We start from the raw sequence: 17,435 nt of genomic DNA, 5'->3' as shown, positions 1-17,435 counted from the left end.
CGAGCAAGCTCGTTCCCACGGGATCAGGGACCCGGCAGTCAGATCCGAGACACGCCTCTACGCTGAAACGCATCAGTAACCCCGGTAACACCCGGCGGTAACACATCCAATTGACTTCCCGAGTGCTCCTCACGACTATAGGCGTCCCGATGCCGCCAACGCGGCGTTTAAAGGGCGCAATCCAGGCCTTACAAGCACCACACATAGAGGGTGCGCCTGTATAGATGACGATTCATGCGCGTTACTCGCAGTAGCTCAAGAGCGCCTAATGAGGACTTTTTCATGCCAGCTATTACCCTGACCACGCTGCAAGGTCTCAAGCAAAAAGGTGAGAAAATCGCCATGCTGACCTGCTATGACGCAACTTTCGCCCACGCCTGCAATGAGGCCGGTGTCGAAGTGTTGCTGGTGGGCGATTCCCTCGGCATGGTGCTGCAAGGTCACGACAGCACGCTGCCAGTGACCACCGCCGAGATGGCCTACCATGTGGCCGCCGTCAAGCGCGGTAACACCGATGCGCTGATTCTCGCCGACCTGCCATTCATGGCCTATGCCACCCTTGAACAAACCATGACCAACAGCGCCATGCTGATGCAGGCCGGTGCCCACATGGTCAAGGTCGAAGGCGCGTTGTGGCTGGCCGATTCGATTCGGCTGCTGGCCGAGCGGGGCATCCCGGTGTGCGCGCACCTGGGCCTGACCCCACAAGCGGTGAACATCCTCGGTGGCTATAAGGTCCAGGGCCGCAATGAGAACCAGGCGCGGCAGATGCGCGCCGATGCGATTGCACTGGAGCAGGCTGGCGCGGCGATGTTGCTGCTCGAATGCGTGCCCAGCGAGCTGGCGGAAGAAATCACCCAGGCGGTGAAGATCCCGGTGATCGGAATCGGCGCCGGCCACGCCACCGATGGCCAGGTACTGGTGCTGCACGACATGCTCGGGCTGTCGATCACCGGTCGCGCGCCCAAGTTCGTGAAAAACTTCATGGCAGGGCAAACGTCCATCCAGGGCGCCCTGAGTGCCTATGTCGCTGAGGTCAAGGCCGCGACCTTCCCGGGCGCCGAACACGGGTTTTCTGCATGAACACCGTCAAAACCGTACGCGAACTGCGGGCCGCCGTGGCCCGTGCCCGCGGCGAAGGTAAACGCATTGCCTTCGTGCCGACCATGGGCAACCTGCACAGTGGTCACGTGGCGCTGATCACCAAGGCCGCGCAACGGGCCGACTTCGTGGTGGCGAGCATTTTCGTCAACCCACTGCAATTCGGTGCTGGCGAAGACCTGGACAAATACCCCCGCACCCTGGCGGCCGACCAGGAGAAACTGCTCCAGGCCGGCTGCCATCTGTTGTTCGCGCCCAGCGTCGAAGAGATGTACCCCGACGGCATGGCCGGGCAGACCCGGGTCAGCGTCCCGCAATTGTCCGAAGGCCTGTGCGGCGCCAGTCGCCCGGGGCATTTCGAGGGTGTGGCGACGGTGGTCAGCAAACTGTTCAACATGGTCCAGCCTGACCTGGCGGTGTTCGGCCAGAAAGACTTCCAGCAACTGGCGGTGATTCGCGCACTGGTCCATGACCTGAACATGCCGATCCAGATCATCGGCGAACCGACCGTGCGCGCCGAGGACGGCCTGGCGCTGTCCTCGCGCAACGGTTTCCTCAGCCCGGACCAACGTGCCGTCGCGCCCGTGGTCTATCGCGTCCTGAGCCAGATCGCCGAGGCCATCAAGCAGGGCCGACGAGATTTCCCGGCGCTGATCGACGAGCAGCTCAAGCAGCTCGAAGCCGCCGGCCTGCGTCCCGATTACCTGGAGATCCGTCACTCCAAAACCTTGCGCCCGGCATTGAGCGAGGACCGCGACCTGGTGATTCTGGTAGCGGCGTTCCTGGGCACTACGCGGTTGATCGACAATCTGCACCTGGATCTCGACACGCCCGCCTAAGCAGCACAAAACCCTGTGGGAGCTTGCTCGCGATAGCAATCCGTCAGCCAGCCTATCGGTCAACTGACCCACCGCTGTCGCGAGCAGGCTCACTCCCACAAGGGGCCTGCGGTGTTATTGCCGCCTCGGCAGCCTTCAGGCAGACTGCCCGCCGTTCGGACCCGACCAAAGGAAAAATTCATGCACGCCATCATGCTCAAGGCCAAGCTGCATCGCGCCGAAGTCACTCACGCGGTGCTCGACTACGAAGGCTCCTGCGCCATCGATGGTGAATGGCTGGACCTGTCGGGGATCCGTGAATACGAACAGATCCAGATCTACAACGTCGACAACGGCGAACGCTTCACCACCTACGCCATCCGTGGCGAGGAAGGTTCGCGGATGATCTCGGTGAACGGCGCCGCAGCGCACAAGGCCAAGGTGGGGGATCGTGTCATCATCTGCGCCTACGCCCACTACAGCGAAGCCGAGCTGGTCAACTTCAAGCCCCGCATGCTGTATATGGCGCCAGGCAATGAACTGAGCCACACCAGCAACGCCATCCCGGTCCAGGTTGCCTGATCGAATCAACCTGCTTCACCATTTCCCCCTGTGGGAGCGAACTTGCTCACGATAGCGATAGGTCAGTTGATAGAGATGTCGACGGACACACCGCTATCGCGAGCAAGCTCGCTCCCACGGTAAGCAATCTGCGTTTCCGTTTGTCGGACCTTTCCCTCCCAGTTGTATAAAAAAGTACCGGGAATCGGTCTGACAAAGTCAAGACAGATCGCAACGCGAGGTTTACTGTATTCGCCCTGCGTCTGGCGATCGTGTCGATGCAGTGTCCGGACGCCCACCTCGAGCCGCGCCGGAATTTTTAGTGTACAAAAGGTCGTTCAAGTAAAAAGGAAACCCGCAGCGATGGCGTATTACCGAACCCCTCATGACGTGACCGCTCTGCCAGCCTGGCAAGCGCTGAATGACCACCGCAAAGCCATGCAGGATTTCAGCATGCGCGAAGCGTTCAATGCCGATCCGCAGCGTTTCACTCAATTCACCCTGTCGAGCTGCGGCCTGTTTCTCGACTACTCGAAAAACCTGATCAACGCCCAGACCCGCGATCTGCTGGTGGGCCTGGCCAACGAAGTCGACCTCAAGGGCGCGATCAAGTCGCTGTTCGAAGGCGAAATCGTCAACGCCTCGGAAAACCGCCCCGCCCTGCACACTGCCCTGCGTCGGCCGGTGGGCGACAAGTTGCTGGTCAACGGCGTCAACGTGATGCCGGACGTGCACAAAGTGCTGAACCAGATCACCGACCTGGTCGGCCGCATTCACGACGGTCTGTGGCGCGGCTACACCGAAAAGCCGATCACCGACGTGGTGAACATCGGCATCGGTGGTTCTTTCCTCGGCCCGGAACTGGTGTCCGAAGCGCTGTTGTCCTACGCGCAAAAAGGCGTTCGCTGCCACTACCTGGCGAACATCGACGGCAGCGAGTTCCATGAACTGACCATGAAGCTGCGCGCCGAGACCACGCTGTTCATCGTCTCGTCGAAATCCTTCAACACCCTCGAAACCCTGAAGAACGCCCAGGCCGCCCGCGCCTGGTACTTGGCCCAGGGTGGCTCCGAAGCGGAGCTGTATCGCCACTTCATCGCCGTGTCGAGCAACAATGCCGCCGCCGTGGCTTTCGGCATCCGTGAAGAGAACATCTTCCCGATGTGGGACTGGGTCGGCGGGCGTTACTCGCTGTGGTCGGCCATCGGCCTGCCAATCGCCCTGGCCATCGGCATGTCGAACTTCAAGGAATTGCTCTCCGGGGCCTATTCCATGGACCAGCATTTCCAGAGCGCCCCGTTCGAGCAGAACATGCCGGTGCTGCTGGCACTGCTAGGCGTGTGGTACGGCAATTTCTGGGGTGCACAGAGCCATGCGATCCTGCCGTACGACCACTACCTGCGTAACATCACCAAGCATTTGCAGCAATTGGACATGGAATCCAACGGCAAGAGCGTGCGCCAGGACGGTACACCGGTGTCGACCGACACGGGCCCGGTCATCTGGGGCGGCGTCGGCTGCAACGGTCAGCACGCTTACCACCAGTTGCTGCACCAGGGCACCCAGTTGATCCCGGCCGACTTCATCGTGCCGATCGTCAGCTTCAACCCGGTTTCCGATCATCACCAATGGCTGTATGCCAACTGCCTGTCCCAGAGCCAGGCACTGATGCTCGGCAAGACCCGCGCCGAAGCCGAAGCCGAGCTGCGGGACAAGGGCGCCAGCGAAGAAGACGTGCAGAAACTGGCCTCTCACAAGGTGATCCCCGGCAACCGTCCGAGCAACACCCTAGTGGTCGAACGCATCAGCCCACGTCGCCTCGGCGCACTGGTAGCGCTGTATGAACACAAGGTGTTCGTGCAGAGCGTGATCTGGGGCATCAACGCCTTCGACCAATGGGGCGTGGAGCTGGGCAAGGAACTGGGCAAGGGCGTCTACAACCGTCTGGTGGGCAGTGAAGAAAACCCGGCCGAAGATGCCTCGACCCAGGGCTTGATCAACTACTTCCGCGGGCGTCATCGCGGCTGATCGCAGGTCGAACACCAAGCACTTACTTCTGTGGGAGCGAGCAAGCTCACTCCCACAGTTGTTTGTGCATGACTTGAACCCTCCGGCTACTCGGCGCATCTTTATCACTTGTCGCAAAAACAAGAATAAGGAACCGTCATGTTCGATATCAGCCAGTACCCCCAAGCCGATGCCGTCCGCCGGGCTGCGCAACTGAGTCAGGACGAGTACAAGCGGCTCTATAAAGAATCCATCGAACACCCCAGCGCCTTCTGGGCCGAGCAGGCCACACGCTTTCTCGACTGGATGACGCCCTGGCAAACCGTCCAGCGCTATGACCTCAAGAACGGCGACGCGACCTGGTTCGCCGGTGGCAAGCTGAACGTCAGCGCCAATTGCATCGACCGTCACCTGCAAACACGCGGCGACCAGACGGCAATCATCTGGGAAGGCGACGACCCCGCCGAATCGGCAGAAATCACCTACAAAAAACTACACAACCATGTGTGCCGCCTGGCAAACGTGCTGAAAAGCCGTGGTGTGAAGAAAGGCGACCGGGTCTGCATCTACATGCCGATGATCCCCGAAGCCGCCTACGCCATGCTCGCCTGTACCCGCATCGGCGCGGTGCATTCAGTGGTGTTCGGCGGTTTCTCACCGGACTCGCTGCGCGACCGGATTCTCGACGCCGATTGCCGCACCGTGATCACCGCTGACGAAGGCGTGCGCGGCGGGCGCTTCGTACCGCTCAAGCGTAACGTCGACAAGGCCCTGGAAAGTTGCCCGAACGTCAGCACCGTGCTGGTGGTCGAGCGCACCCAGGGCGAGGTGAACTGGGTTGAAGGCCGTGACCTGTGGTACCACCAGGCCATGCACGAGATGAGCGACGACTGCCCACCCGAACCGATGGACGCCGAAGACCCGTTGTTCATCCTCTACACCTCCGGTAGCACTGGCAAACCCAAGGGCGTGCTGCACACCACGGGAGGCTATCTGCTGCAAGCGGCGATGACGTTCAAGTACGTGCTCGATTACCGCGACAACGAAGTGTTCTGGTGCACCGCCGATGTCGGCTGGGTCACCGGTCATAGCTACATCGTCTACGGCCCGCTGGCCAATGGCGCCACCACGCTGATCTTCGAGGGCGTGCCGAGCTACCCGAGCAGTTCGCGCTTCTGGGAGGTGATCGACAAGCATCAGGTCAATATCTTCTACACCGCACCGACCGCCCTGCGCGCGCTGATGCGCGAAGGTGCCGGCCCATTGCAGGAAACGTCCCGCAAAAGCCTGCGATTACTCGGCAGCGTTGGTGAGCCGATCAACCCGGAAGCGTGGGAATGGTATTTCAACACGGTAGGCGAACAGCGTTGCCCGATTGTCGATACCTGGTGGCAGACCGAGACGGGCGGCATCATGCTCAGCCCGTTGGTGAGCGCCCCACGGCTCAAGCCAGGCTGCGCCACCCGGCCGATGTTCGGCGTGCAACCGGTCTTGCTGGATGAAGTGGGCAAGGAAATCAGCGGCGCCGGCAGCGGCGTACTGGCGATCAAATCCAGTTGGCCCGGGCAGATTCGCAGCGTCTACGGCGATCATCAACGCATGGTCGACACCTACTTCAAACCCTACCCCGGCTATTACTTCACCGGCGACGGCGCGCGCCGCGACGAAGATGGCGATTACTGGATCACCGGGCGCATCGACGATGTGATCAACGTTTCCGGGCATCGCATCGGCACCGCCGAGGTGGAAAGCGCCCTGGTGCTGCACGACAACATTGCCGAAGCAGCCGTCGTCGGCTACCCCCACGACCTCAAGGGCCAGGGCATCTATGCCTTTGTCACGCCGATGAACGGTGTGGAGGCCAATGACGAGTTGAAGAAGGAACTGCTGGCCCACGTCAGCAAGGAAATCGGCAGCTTCGCCAAACCGGAGCTGATCCAGTGGGCGCCGGCGTTGCCCAAGACCCGTTCGGGCAAGATCATGCGGCGCATCCTGCGCAAGATCGCCTGCAACGAACTCGACAGCCTCGGTGATACCTCGACCCTGGCCGATCCAAGTGTGGTGGAGGGGCTGATCGACAAACGCCTGAATCGCTGAGCCAGACAACTTGGCTTCCCAGAAGCACCGTGCCTTTGTGGCGAGGGAGCTTGCTCCCGCTGGAGTGCGTAGCGCTCCCAAAAATGATAGGGCCGCTGCGCAGCCCAGCGGGAGCAAGCTCCCTCGCCACAGATCGGTGCCCGGCTCCAGATCCGTATGCAATCCCCCAACCTGGGTTTGTATAACTGCTAAACTCCCGCGCCTCATTTCTCTAAGGCGCGCCCGGCATGTCTTCCTTGAATCAGGCGCTGCGCGCCGCCCTCGACCAGCGCCACGAGTTGCTCGACCAACTGCACCAGCAAGGCACCGACTGCTATCGCCTGTTCCATGGCAGCCAGGAAGGCGCACCCGGCCTGACCATCGACCGCTACGGCCCGCAACTGCTGGTACAGAGCTTCCATCAAGCGCTGGAGCGCGACGACCTGCTGCAACTGCACGGCATCGTCAACGAACGGCTGGGCCTGGAGACGCTATTGGTCTACAACGACCGCGCCCGGGGCAATTCGCGCGTCGACCGCCAGGACACCGTCTATCAGGCGGACGAGGCCGCCCTGCAAGACCTGGTCGGGCATGAATGGGGCTTGAATTATCGCGTCCGCGGTCGCCATGCCGGGCAGGACCCACTGCTGTTTCTCGACCTGCGCAACGCCCGAGGCTGGGTCAAGGCACACAGCCGCAACAAAAGCGTGCTGAACCTGTTCGCCTACACCTGCGGCGTCGGCCTGAGCGCTGCGGCCGGCGGCGCGCGGGAGGTGTGCAACCTGGACTTCGCCGAAGGCAACCTGGCGGTGGGCCGCGAAAACGGCCTGCTCAACCCCGATTTGCCGCCGATGGCGTTCGTGCAGTCGGATTACTTTCCGGCGATCCGCCAACTGGCCGGCCTGCCCATCAGCCAGCGGCGCGGGCAGAAACTGCCCAACTACGTGCGCCTGGAACAACGCCAGTACGACCTGGTGCTGCTCGATCCGCCGGCCTGGGCCAAAAGTGCGTTCGGCACCGTCGATCTGTTGCGCGACTATCAAAGCCTGCTGAAACCGGCATTGCTCACCACCGCCGACAATGGCGTGCTGATCTGCTGCAACAACCTGGCAAAAGTGCCCATGGACGACTGGCGCGAACAGGTACTGCGTTGTGCGGAAAAAGCCGGTCGCCCGGTGCGCGAGTGGAGCGTGCTGACGCCCGGCAGCGATTTCCCCTCCCTCGACCAGCAACCGCCACTCAAGACCCTGGTCCTCCAGCTCTAAGCCAGGCTCAGAATTCTCACGCAAAAAACGGACAAATCTCATAAATCACAGTGGCTTCGGAACCGTAAACGCATGCCATACTCCAAGGCACTCCGAATTCACACCAAGATGAAGCCGCACATGCCCAAAGGATTGATTCGCGCCATCGGCGCTCTGTTGACCGCACTGGCCCTCTACAGCCTGTTGGGCTTTCTGATTTTGCCGGGCATCGCCTTGCGCATCGCCAACCAGCAACTGGCCACCTTTGCGACGGTGCCGACCCAGATCCAGCGCATCGAACTCAATCCCTTCAGCCTTGAAGTCACCCTCTGGGGCCTGAATATCGGCGAACCAGGCAAGGAACAGGTCGGCTTCGAACGGCTGTATGCCAACCTGCAGCTCGACAGCCTGTGGTCCGGCGCCCTGCACCTGGTCGACATCGAGCTGGACAAGCCCAAGACCGAAGTGATGTTCGCCAAGGACGGTCAATTGAACCTGCTGGGCCTGTTCAAGCTGCCGGCCAGCGAGCCGACGCCCGCCGCCCCCGAGGCCAAGCCGTTCCCCCTGCGGGTCGACCGAATCAAGTTGGCCGGCGGTTATGTGCATTTTCAGGACCTGCGCCCCAGCGAACCCATTGAGTTTCTCTACGACACCCTCGATTTCGAGCTGAAAAACCTCAGCACCCTGCCCGACGACAATGCCGACATGACCCTGGTGGCTGCTGGCCCCGAAGGCGGACAGATCGACTGGACCGGTAATTTCAGCCTCACGCCGATTGCCTCCCAAGGCACTCTCAAAGTCACTGGCGGCCAAATGAAAGCCTGGTGGCCCTATGTGCGCGACGCCGTGCCGCTGGTTCTGGAAAACGGCGTCCTGAACCTCAGCACCGACTACAAGCTCAACCTGGCCAAGGGCACCGAACTGCTGCTCAACAACGCCGCGGTCAGTGTCGCGCCCTTCGCCATCAAGGCACCCGATGGCCGTCCACTGGTGAAGCTCGAACGCCTGGACGTGAGCGAAACCTCGGTGGACCTGGCCAAGCAGCAAGTTATCGTGGGCAAGGTCCGTAGCCAGAAGCTGGAAACCTGGGCCGCTCGCGAGGCGGACGGGCAGTTGGACTGGCAGAAACTCTTCGCCAGCCAGCCGGCCAAACCGCAGGTCAAGGCTGAGCCGGCATCCGCCCCGGCAGCGGCAGACTCGCCAAAAGCTGAACCGGCACCGCCCAGCAAACCCTGGCAGGTGATGTTGAAGGATGTGCAACTGCGCGACTATAAGGTGCACTTGGCCGACCGCCAGGCCCAGCCCGCGGTGGCACTGGAGGTCGGCCCGCTGAACCTCGACCTGCAGAACTACGACACCCTCAATGGCTCACCCTTTACCCTCAAGCTGGACACCGGGGTAGGCAAGCAGGGCAAGATCCTGGCCGACGGCGAGGTCAACCTGAACCCGATCACCGCCAAGCTCAAGGTCAAGACCCAGGACGTCGACCTGCGCGTCGCTCAGTCGTACATCAACCCGTTCATTCGCCTGGAGCTGCGCTCCGGGATGCTCGGCAGTGACCTGGCGGTCGACCTCAAAAGTACCGAACCGCTGGCATTTGCCGTCACCGGCCGCGCCCAGGTCGATCAGTTGCACACCCTCGACACGCTCAAGACCCGCGACTTCCTCAAGTGGCAAAGCCTGGTCCTCGAAGGCCTGAATTATCAGCACGGTGACAGCCTTTCCATCAACAAGGTCAACCTGTTCCAACCGTACGCGCGCTTCATGATCAACGACGACCGCACCACCAACGTCGATGACCTGCTGATCCCGCAACCGGCCGACAGCGGCACGAAGAACACCGCGGCAAAACCGGCGCCCCAGGAAAAACCGCTGGGCATCCACATCGGTGGTATCGCCATCAATGACGGTTCGGCCAACTTCGCCGACTTCAGCCTGACCCCCAATTTCGCCACGGCTATCCAACAGCTCAACGGTGCAATCGGCACGATCGACAGCCGCCAGGCCAAACCGGCCAGTGTCGACATCAAGGGCAAGGTAGATCGCTATGCACCGGTCACCATCAAAGGGGCGGTCAACCCCTTCGACCCGATGGCCAGCCTCGACATCGCCACCAGTTTCAAACGGGTCGAGCTGACCACCCTGACGCCCTACTCCGGCAAGTTCGCCGGCTATCGCATCCGCAAGGGTCGGCTCAATCTCGATCTGCATTACCGAATCACCCAGGGCAAGCTCCAGGCAGAGAACAAAGTGGTGGTCGAGCAGTTGCAACTGGGGGAGAAAGTCGACAGCCCGGACGCCGTGAGCCTGCCACTCAAATTGGCCGTCGCCTTGCTCAAGGATTCCGACGGCAAGATTTCCATCGAACTACCGGTGTCCGGCGATCTCAACGACCCGCAATTCAGCGTCATGCCGATCATCTGGCAGACCCTGCGCAACCTGGTGGTACGAGCGGCCCAGGCGCCGTTCAAGCTTATCGGTGGGCTGGTGGCCGGCGGCGGCTCGGAAGACCTGGGCAGCGTGGCGTTTGCGCCGGGCTCCAGCGACCTGAGCAAAGACAATGAAGGCGTGCTGCTCAAACTGTCCGAGGCCCTTGGCAAACGTCCGGAGCTGCGCCTGGAGATCGAAGGCACCGCCGCCGAAAGCAGCGACGGCCCACTGCTCGCCGCCCAACGCCTGGAGCGCGAATATCAATACAACTACTACAAGATGCTGCAGCGTCGGGGCGACAAAGTTCCGGCCCAGGCCTCGCTGATACAGGTGCCCGAGGACGAAAAGGCGCCGCTGCTCGAAGGCATCTACCGCACCCGCCTCAAGACCCAACCGCCGGCCGAATGGACGCAATTGGATAAAAAGGCGCGCATCGAGAAACTGCGTGAAGGCGTGATCAAGTTCTGGAGCGGCAGCGACGTGCTCTTGCGCCAACTGGGGCAGGAACGGGCCAGTAGCATCAAGGACTTCCTGGTGGACAAAGGCCAGTTGGCCGATGACCGCGTGTATTTCATCGACGCCAACCTCGGCCAGGCCGAGAGCGATGGCCGGGTGATTACCCCGCTGCATCTGGATGCCGAATAGATGAAACCCTGGTTCTGGCTCTGCCTGGGTCTATCGCTGGCCACCGGCCAGGCCGCGGCTGCCGACACGCTGCGCTGCGGCAGCCAGTTGATCAGCGTCGGCGACCGCTCGAGCGAAGTGCTGCAAAAGTGCGGGGAGCCAGCGGCGCGGGATGACCTGGGCTACAAGCGCAGTGTCAACCGCCGGGAAGAATACCCGGTGGAAGAATGGACCTACGGCCCCAACAGCGGCATGTACCAATACCTGCGCTTCGAGGGCAATCGGCTGGTGCAGATCACCAGCAAGCGGGGGCGCTGAGGTTTGTCCGTACAGAGGCGTTGAATGTACTACCGCCATCGCGAGCTCGCTCCCACAGGAGGACGGCGGTGAGCACTGATTTTGAGATCACCCAGAACAATGTGGGAGCGAGCTTGCTCGCGATGGCGGCAACTCGATCCTACAGACTCATCCACAACCGCTGCCCCCCAATTGATCCACCCCACAATAGAACAGGCCCCCGGCACGAATGCCGGGGGCCTGTAATGGCCACGTCCGTGTGGCCTTTCGCATGAACTCCAAAGCGACGGCAAACGTATACCTTGGCCCGCTCGCCGCGCCTTCTCCCAGTCCAGGCGAGAAGTCTTAGCCTTATTCGGCTTTCAGGCCGTCAGCCGATACGGCTTGGACGCCTTTGATTTTTTTGGCGATCTCGACGGCTGTTTTCTTCTGAGCTTCGGTCACAGCAACAGTCGAGGACAGGGACACAACGCCTTTGTTGGTTTCCACTTTGATATCGGTGCCTGGAATGCCTTTTTCGGTGACCAGGTCAGCTTTGACCTTGGTGGTAATCCAGGTGTCCTTGGTTTCTTCCTTGGCTTTAGTCACTTCGCCTGCAGCCAGCATCATTGGCGCCTGAGTTGCTTGAGTGGTCTCGGCGAATGCGCTAGCCATAGTCAGGGTCAGAGCGGTAGCAGCGGCGGCAGTGATAGCGAACTTCTTCATACGAGTAACTCCTGTTTTTCTCAAAAACTGCCGGAGGTGCATCCCGGCAGGGTTATCAGGAGTAGTGCGAAGGCTGTGCCAGCTTTGAAAAAATTATTAATTTCTTATAAATCAGCAAGTTAAGCGAAACGGTGATTTTCGTGATCATGCAAAATGCATGAAGCGCTGATTCTGGACATGCAACTTGCGGGTTTTGGCCTATTTCTAAGCTTATGAATTGCGAAGGGTTTCTGTATCGAGGCAGTTCACTGCCTCGATACGTGTACTCAAATTACGGATTCGCTGCACCTGTGCAACCAGCCGGCAGGAATTCCTGAGCGGCGGTCGAACCGCAGGTCCACACGCCTTGAGTAGAGCGCGTCAGGGTGATCGCTTTGCCAAGCACTGGAGCGGGTGCATTCAAAAGGGTACACGCAATGGTGCCCGCTCCGTCCGCTGCCGTTCCTGAAGCCGTCAAGGTGCAATTGCTGGTGGGCGAGGTCCCACCGATGTTGGCCAACGATGGATTGGTCCCCTGATTCATGACGTCTTCAAACGGCACTTTCAACGCAGAGACCTCCGCCAACCCCGCCGTCGCCTTCGCCCGCGCCTGATACTTCGAATATTGCGGCAACGCAAACGTCGCCAGAATGCCGATAATCGCCACGACGATCAGCAGCTCGATCAAGGTAAAGCCACTCTGCTTATTCATAGACATCTCCCATGCATGAGTCGAAATCTCATGACCTGAAATAGCCATTGCAGGGCACATGCCAACCCTCAAGCCTCATCAATAAAGGGGGTTGCCCCCACACAACGGCGACGTCCTACCTCAACAACCGCACTATCTGACGTTTTTTGTCACCCTGCCCCGCTGGTTTGGCGTCGAGGCTTGACTAGGCTATAAGTCATGAATTGTTCGTCGCCGGGATTCCCATGAATGACATCGCCCTCAGCGGCCTGACCAAGCAATTGGTGCTGGCCGAACTGCTCACCGAGCAAAGTGCGCAACAGGCGTATCAACAGGCCCAACGCAGTCGCATTCCCCTGGTCAGCTATCTGGTGCAGAACAAACTGGTCCAGAGCCGCCAGGTCGCGGAGATCGCCTCGGAGCATTTCGGCGTTGCCCTGCTGGACCTCAACAGCCTGGACAAAGAAACCCAACCCAGCGGCCTGGTCAGTGAAAAACTGGTGCGCCAGCACCACGCCCTGCCGCTGTGGCGGCGTGGCAACAAATTGTACGTAGGCATCTCCGACCCGACCAATCACCAGGCCATCAATGACATCCAGTTCAGTACCGGCCTGACCACCGAAGCCATCCTGGTGGAGGACGACAAGCTCAGCGACGCCATCGAAAAGTTTTTCGAATCCAGCAGTACAGGCCTGGAAGGCATGGGCGATGTCGATCTCGATGGCCTGGACATCGAATCGATCGACGACACCAAGCAAGAGTCCATTGCCGGCCAGGACACCGACGACGCGCCCGTGGTGCGCTTCGTCAACAAGATGCTGCTGGACGCGATCAAGGGCGGCTCTTCCGACCTGCACTTCGAGCCCTACGAAAAAATCTACCGGGTGCGGGTGCGCACCGACGGCATACTGAGGGAAGTGGCCAGGCCGCCGATCCAACTGGCCAACCGTATCGCCGCCCGCCTGAAAGTCATGGCCAGCCTGGATATTTCCGAGCGGCGCAAACCCCAGGACGGGCGGCTGAAAATGCGTCTGTCGAAAACCAAGTCCATCGATTTCCGGGTCAACACCCTGCCCACGCTCTGGGGCGAAAAAGTGGTGATCCGGATCCTCGACCCCTCCAGCGCGCAAATGGGCATCGATGCCCTGGGCTACGAACCGGACCAGAAAGACCTGTACATGGCCGCCCTCAAGCAACCGCAAGGGCTGATCCTGGTGACCGGTCCGACCGGCTCGGGCAAGACCGTGTCGCTCTACACCGGGCTGAATATCCTCAACACCGTGGACATCAACATTTCCACCGCCGAAGACCCGGTGGAAATCAACATGGAAGGCATCAACCAGGTCAACGTGAATCCGCGCCAGGGGCTGGACTTCGCCCAGGCCCTGCGCTCGTTCCTGCGCCAGGACCCGGACGTGATCATGGTCGGCGAGATCCGCGACCTGGAAACCGCCGAGATCGCCATCAAGGCCGCCCAGACCGGGCACCTGGTGCTCTCCACCCTGCACACCAACAGCGCCGCCGAAACCCTGATCCGCCTGCAGAACATGGGCATTCCGGGGTTCAACATCGCCACCGCCGTGCACCTGATCATTGCCCAGCGGCTGGCGCGCAAGCTGTGCGGTCACTGCAAGAAAGCCATCGAGATTCCCGAGGAAACCTTGCTCAAGGAAGGTTTCCCTCGGGAACGCATCGGCACATTCACGATCTATGAGCCGGTCGGTTGCGAACAGTGCAACAACGGTTACAAAGGGCGCGTGGGAGTTTACGAAGTGGTCAAGAACACGCCCGAGCTGCAACGGTTGATCATGGCCGAGGGCAACTCGCTGGAAATCGATCTGCAAATGCGCAAGGACGGTTTCAATGACCTGCGCACGTCGGGGCTGCTCAAAGTGATGCAGGGCGTCACCAGCCTCGAAGAAATCAACCGGGTCACCAAGGATTGAACATGGCGGTCAAGGCAGTCAAAACCGATGTTTACACTTGGGAAGGCAAGGACCGCAAAGGCACAAAAATGAGTGGCGAGCTGACGGGCCAGAGCCCGGCGCTGGTCAAGGCACAGCTGCGCAAACAAGGCATCAACCCGCAGAAGGTGCGCAAGAAATCCACCTCGATATTCAGCAAGGGCAAGCGTATCAAGCCACTGGATATCGCCCTCTTCACCCGCCAGATGGCCACGATGCTCAAGGCTGGCGTGCCACTGCTGCAGGCGTTCGACATCATTGGCGAAGGCTTCGACAACCCCAACATGCGCAAGCTGGTGGACGAGGTGAAGCAGGAAGTCGCCGCCGGCAACAGCTTCGCCGCGGCGCTGCGCAAGTGCCCACAATATTTCGACGAGCTGTACTGCAACCTGGTGGATGCCGGCGAACAGGCCGGTGCCCTGGACACCCTGCTGGACCGGGTCGCGACCTACAAGGAAAAGAGCGAAGCGCTCAAGGCCAAGATCAAGAAAGCCATGACCTACCCGGCGGCCGTGGTCCTCGTTGCCGCAGTGGTCACGGGGATCCTCCTGGTCAAGGTCGTGCCGCAATTCGAGTCGGTATTCTCCGGGTTCGGCGCGCAACTGCCAGCCTTCACGGTGATGGTCATCGGCCTGTCGGAAATCATGCAGCAATGGTGGTGGGTAATGCTGGGCGGGTTGGTGGGGGCGTTTTTTGGCGTGAAGTACGCGCTCAGGCGTTCGGAACGCTTTCGCGACTGGCGCGACAAATGGCTGCTCAAGCTGCCGCTGATAGGCACCTTGCTGTACAAATCCGCCGTGGCCCGCTACGCCCGCACGCTTTCCACCACCTTCGCCGCCGGCGTGCCGCTGGTGGAGGCCCTGGACTCGGTGTCTGGCGCCACCGGCAACGTGGTGTTCAAACATGCCGTGCAGCGCATCAAGCAGGAGGTCTCGACCGGCATGCAGTTGAATTTTTCCATGCGTGCCTCAGGGATCTTTCCGAACCTGGCGGTCCAGATGACCGCCATCGGCGAGGAATCCGGTGCGCTGGACGACATGCTCGACAAGGTGGCGAGCTTTTATGAGGCCGAGGTGGACAATCTGGTGGACAACCTCACCAGCCTGATGGAACCCTTCATCATGGTGGTCCTGGGGGTGGTCGTCGGTGGCCTGGTGGTTGCCATGTACCTGCCCATCTTTCAACTCGGCTCTGCGATCTGACATGCCCCTGAGCGAATTCTTCGTGCTGTATCCCCTGGCTTTCGTGCTCGTTGCAGCACTGCTCGGCCTGATCATCGGCAGCTTCCTCAACGTGCTGGTGTGGCGCCTGCCGAAGATGCTCAACCGCGAATGGCGCCTGCAGGCTCACGACCTGCTGGGCCTGCCGGCCGAAACCCCGGGCCCGGTCTACAATCTGATGCTGCCCCACTCCCAGTGCCCGCACTGCGGCCATCGCATCCGCGCCTGGGAAAACATTCCGCTGCTCAGCTACCTGATGCTGCGCGGTCGCTGTTCGAGCTGCGCCGCGCCTATTGGCAAGCGTTACCCCCTGACCGAATTGGCTTGCGGCGCGTTATCGGCATTCGTCGCCTGGCATTTCGGCTTTGGCTGGCACGCCGTGATGGTGATGGTCTTGACCTGGGGCCTGCTGGGCATGAGTCTAATCGACGCCGAGCATCAATTGCTGCCCGATTCCCTGGTGCTGCCACTGTTGTGGCTGGGCTTGATCATCAACAGCTTCGGACTCTTCGTGCCCTTGAACCAGGCGATGTGGGGCGCGGTGGCCGGCTATCTGGCGCTGTGGTCACTGTTCTGGGTGTTCAAGCTGGTCACCGGCAAGGAAGGCATGGGCTACGGGGATTTCAAGCTGCTGGCGATGCTCGGCGCCTGGGGTGGCTGGCAGATCCTGCCGCTGACACTGCTGCTGTCGTCGCTGGTGGGCGCCATTGTCGGGGTGATTGTGCTGCGCTTGCGTGATGCTCCCGAGTCGACGCAGATTCCCTTTGGACCTTATCTGGCCATTGCCGGCTGGATTGCCTTGCTCTGGGGTGGTCAAATAACCGACTTCTATTGGCAGTCTGTCGGTTTTTAATGAATACCTCAGTGAAAAAGCCCTGGATTCTCGGCCTGACCGGTGGCATCGGCAGCGGCAAGAGCGCGGCGGCGCAGCATTTCATCGACCTGGGCGTGCACGTCATCGACGCCGATCATGCGGCGCGCTGGGTGGTCGAACCCGGACGCCCGGCGCTGGCGAAAATCGCCGAACACTTCGGTCCCGGCGTATTGCAGGCCGACGGCGCCCTGGACCGGGCGGCGCTGCGCAAGCTGATCTTCGAGAATGCCGATGAGCGCCGCTGGCTCGAGGCGCTGCTGCATCCGCTGATCGCCGAGGAAATCGCCCATCATCTGGCCCAGGCACAATCGCCCTATGCGATCCTGGTATCGCCGCTGCTGATCGAGTCGGGGCAGTACGCCATGACCCAGCGGATCCTGGTGATCGATGCGCCGGAACAATTGCAGATTGAACGTACGTTGCAGCGCGACCAGACCAGCCAACAGCAGGTCCAGGCGATTCTCAAGGCCCAGTCCAGCCGCCAGGATCGCCTGAGCCATGCCGACGACGTGGTGGTCAATGATCGCGACCTCGCCTGGCTGCACAGCGAGGTCGAGCGCCTGCATCACTTTTACCTTACTTTGCGTGGAGGCCAATCATGAGCCAGACCCCAACCGTTGATTGCCCAACCTGTGGCGCCCCTGTGGAATGGACCCCGGAGAGCAAATTCCGGCCGTTCTGCTCTGACCGCTGCAAACTGATCGACCTCGGCGCCTGGGCCTCGGAAGAACACAAGATTCCGGTCAGCCCCGACGCCGAGGACGAGCTGTTCAGCGAAGACTTCGAGCCCCGCCATTAAGGCAGTGTCGCTCACTCAGGAAAAATCTGAGTCATTGTGGCGAGG

The 17,435-nt window shown here is 60.9% G+C and carries 15 protein-coding genes; 13 read left to right on the top strand and 2 right to left on the bottom strand.

Translation table 11 applies throughout. From position 1 onward, the window contains the following. The first annotated feature begins 282 nt into the window (after nt 1-282). The 8 genes from panB to V7773_RS24525 all read left to right on the top strand — a co-directional run bounded on the left by panB (nt 283) and on the right by V7773_RS24525 (nt 11,179). Nucleotides 283-1,083, top strand: a complete 801-nt coding sequence (gene panB / locus V7773_RS24560; RefSeq protein ID WP_230151487.1) for a 3-methyl-2-oxobutanoate hydroxymethyltransferase — start codon at nt 283-285, stop codon at nt 1,081-1,083. Then, entirely contained in the window at nt 1,080-1,940 is an 861-nt protein-coding gene (panC, locus tag V7773_RS24555) for a pantoate--beta-alanine ligase (RefSeq protein WP_336075688.1), read from the top strand. Before panB ends, panC begins: the two co-directional genes overlap by 4 nt. A gap of 180 nt (nt 1,941-2,120) precedes the next feature. Further along, nucleotides 2,121-2,501 carry an aspartate 1-decarboxylase gene (panD, locus tag V7773_RS24550; protein WP_007963888.1) on the top strand — a complete coding sequence of 127 codons (381 nt, stop codon included), beginning with the start codon at nt 2,121-2,123 and terminating at the stop codon, nt 2,499-2,501. Nucleotides 2,502-2,843: 342 nt separating this feature from the next. Further along, nucleotides 2,844-4,508: a glucose-6-phosphate isomerase gene (gene pgi, locus V7773_RS24545; RefSeq protein ID WP_092150443.1), complete on the top strand. Its 1,665-nt coding sequence runs from the start codon at nt 2,844-2,846 to the stop codon at nt 4,506-4,508. Between the two features lie 138 nt (nt 4,509-4,646). Beyond that, complete coding sequence (acs, locus tag V7773_RS24540) at nt 4,647-6,584, top strand: acetate--CoA ligase (RefSeq protein WP_092150440.1); 1,938 nt, start codon at nt 4,647-4,649, stop codon at nt 6,582-6,584. A gap of 227 nt (nt 6,585-6,811) precedes the next feature. Then, nucleotides 6,812-7,828: a class I SAM-dependent rRNA methyltransferase gene (locus V7773_RS24535; protein WP_336075686.1), complete on the top strand. Its 1,017-nt coding sequence runs from the start codon at nt 6,812-6,814 to the stop codon at nt 7,826-7,828. 120 nt (nt 7,829-7,948) lie between these two features. Then, a complete protein-coding gene (locus V7773_RS24530) occupies nt 7,949-10,882 on the top strand; it encodes a DUF748 domain-containing protein (RefSeq protein WP_336075684.1) in 2,934 nt (977 codons plus the stop codon). Further along, nucleotides 10,883-11,179, top strand: a complete 297-nt coding sequence (locus V7773_RS24525; protein ID WP_336075683.1) for a DUF2845 domain-containing protein — start codon at nt 10,883-10,885, stop codon at nt 11,177-11,179. Nucleotides 11,180-11,509: 330 nt separating this feature from the next. Here V7773_RS24525 and V7773_RS24520 read toward each other — a convergent pair whose 3' ends face one another. Continuing rightward, nucleotides 11,510-11,863, bottom strand: coding sequence for a BON domain-containing protein (locus V7773_RS24520; protein WP_336075682.1), 354 nt, complete (start codon nt 11,861-11,863; stop codon nt 11,510-11,512). A 271-nt stretch (nt 11,864-12,134) separates the two neighbouring features. Beyond that, the gene (locus V7773_RS24515) at nt 12,135-12,554 is read right to left on the bottom strand and encodes a pilin (RefSeq protein WP_014340250.1); all 420 of its coding nucleotides are present in this window, start codon (nt 12,552-12,554) and stop codon (nt 12,135-12,137) included. Between the two features lie 224 nt (nt 12,555-12,778). On the opposite strand from V7773_RS24515, the gene pilB reads away from it, so the two are divergent. Genes pilB through yacG form a run of 5 tightly spaced genes read left to right on the top strand, consistent with a single transcriptional unit; the run spans nt 12,779 to nt 17,390 of the window. Next, nucleotides 12,779-14,479 carry a type IV-A pilus assembly ATPase PilB gene (gene pilB / locus V7773_RS24510; RefSeq protein ID WP_336075680.1) on the top strand — a complete coding sequence of 567 codons (1,701 nt, stop codon included), beginning with the start codon at nt 12,779-12,781 and terminating at the stop codon, nt 14,477-14,479. A gap of 2 nt (nt 14,480-14,481) precedes the next feature. After that, a complete protein-coding gene (locus V7773_RS24505; RefSeq protein ID WP_336075679.1) occupies nt 14,482-15,699 on the top strand; it encodes a type II secretion system F family protein in 1,218 nt (405 codons plus the stop codon). Nucleotide 15,700: 1 nt separating this feature from the next. Next, entirely contained in the window at nt 15,701-16,570 is an 870-nt protein-coding gene (locus V7773_RS24500; RefSeq protein ID WP_092225301.1) for a prepilin peptidase, read from the top strand. Beyond that, a complete protein-coding gene (coaE, locus tag V7773_RS24495; protein ID WP_092225299.1) occupies nt 16,570-17,193 on the top strand; it encodes a dephospho-CoA kinase in 624 nt (207 codons plus the stop codon). The genes V7773_RS24500 and coaE overlap by 1 nt, the downstream gene beginning before the upstream one ends. Next, nucleotides 17,190-17,390 carry a DNA gyrase inhibitor YacG gene (yacG, locus tag V7773_RS24490; RefSeq protein WP_072346097.1) on the top strand — a complete coding sequence of 67 codons (201 nt, stop codon included), beginning with the start codon at nt 17,190-17,192 and terminating at the stop codon, nt 17,388-17,390. Before coaE ends, yacG begins: the two co-directional genes overlap by 4 nt. Nucleotides 17,391-17,435: the final 45 nt, after the last annotated feature.

Source organism: Pseudomonas sp. 3JA (assembly GCF_036961705.1).
Classification (GTDB): domain Bacteria; phylum Pseudomonadota; class Gammaproteobacteria; order Pseudomonadales; family Pseudomonadaceae; genus Aquipseudomonas; species Aquipseudomonas fluorescens_Q.
This window is presented reverse-complemented; position numbering and strand designations above follow the sequence as displayed.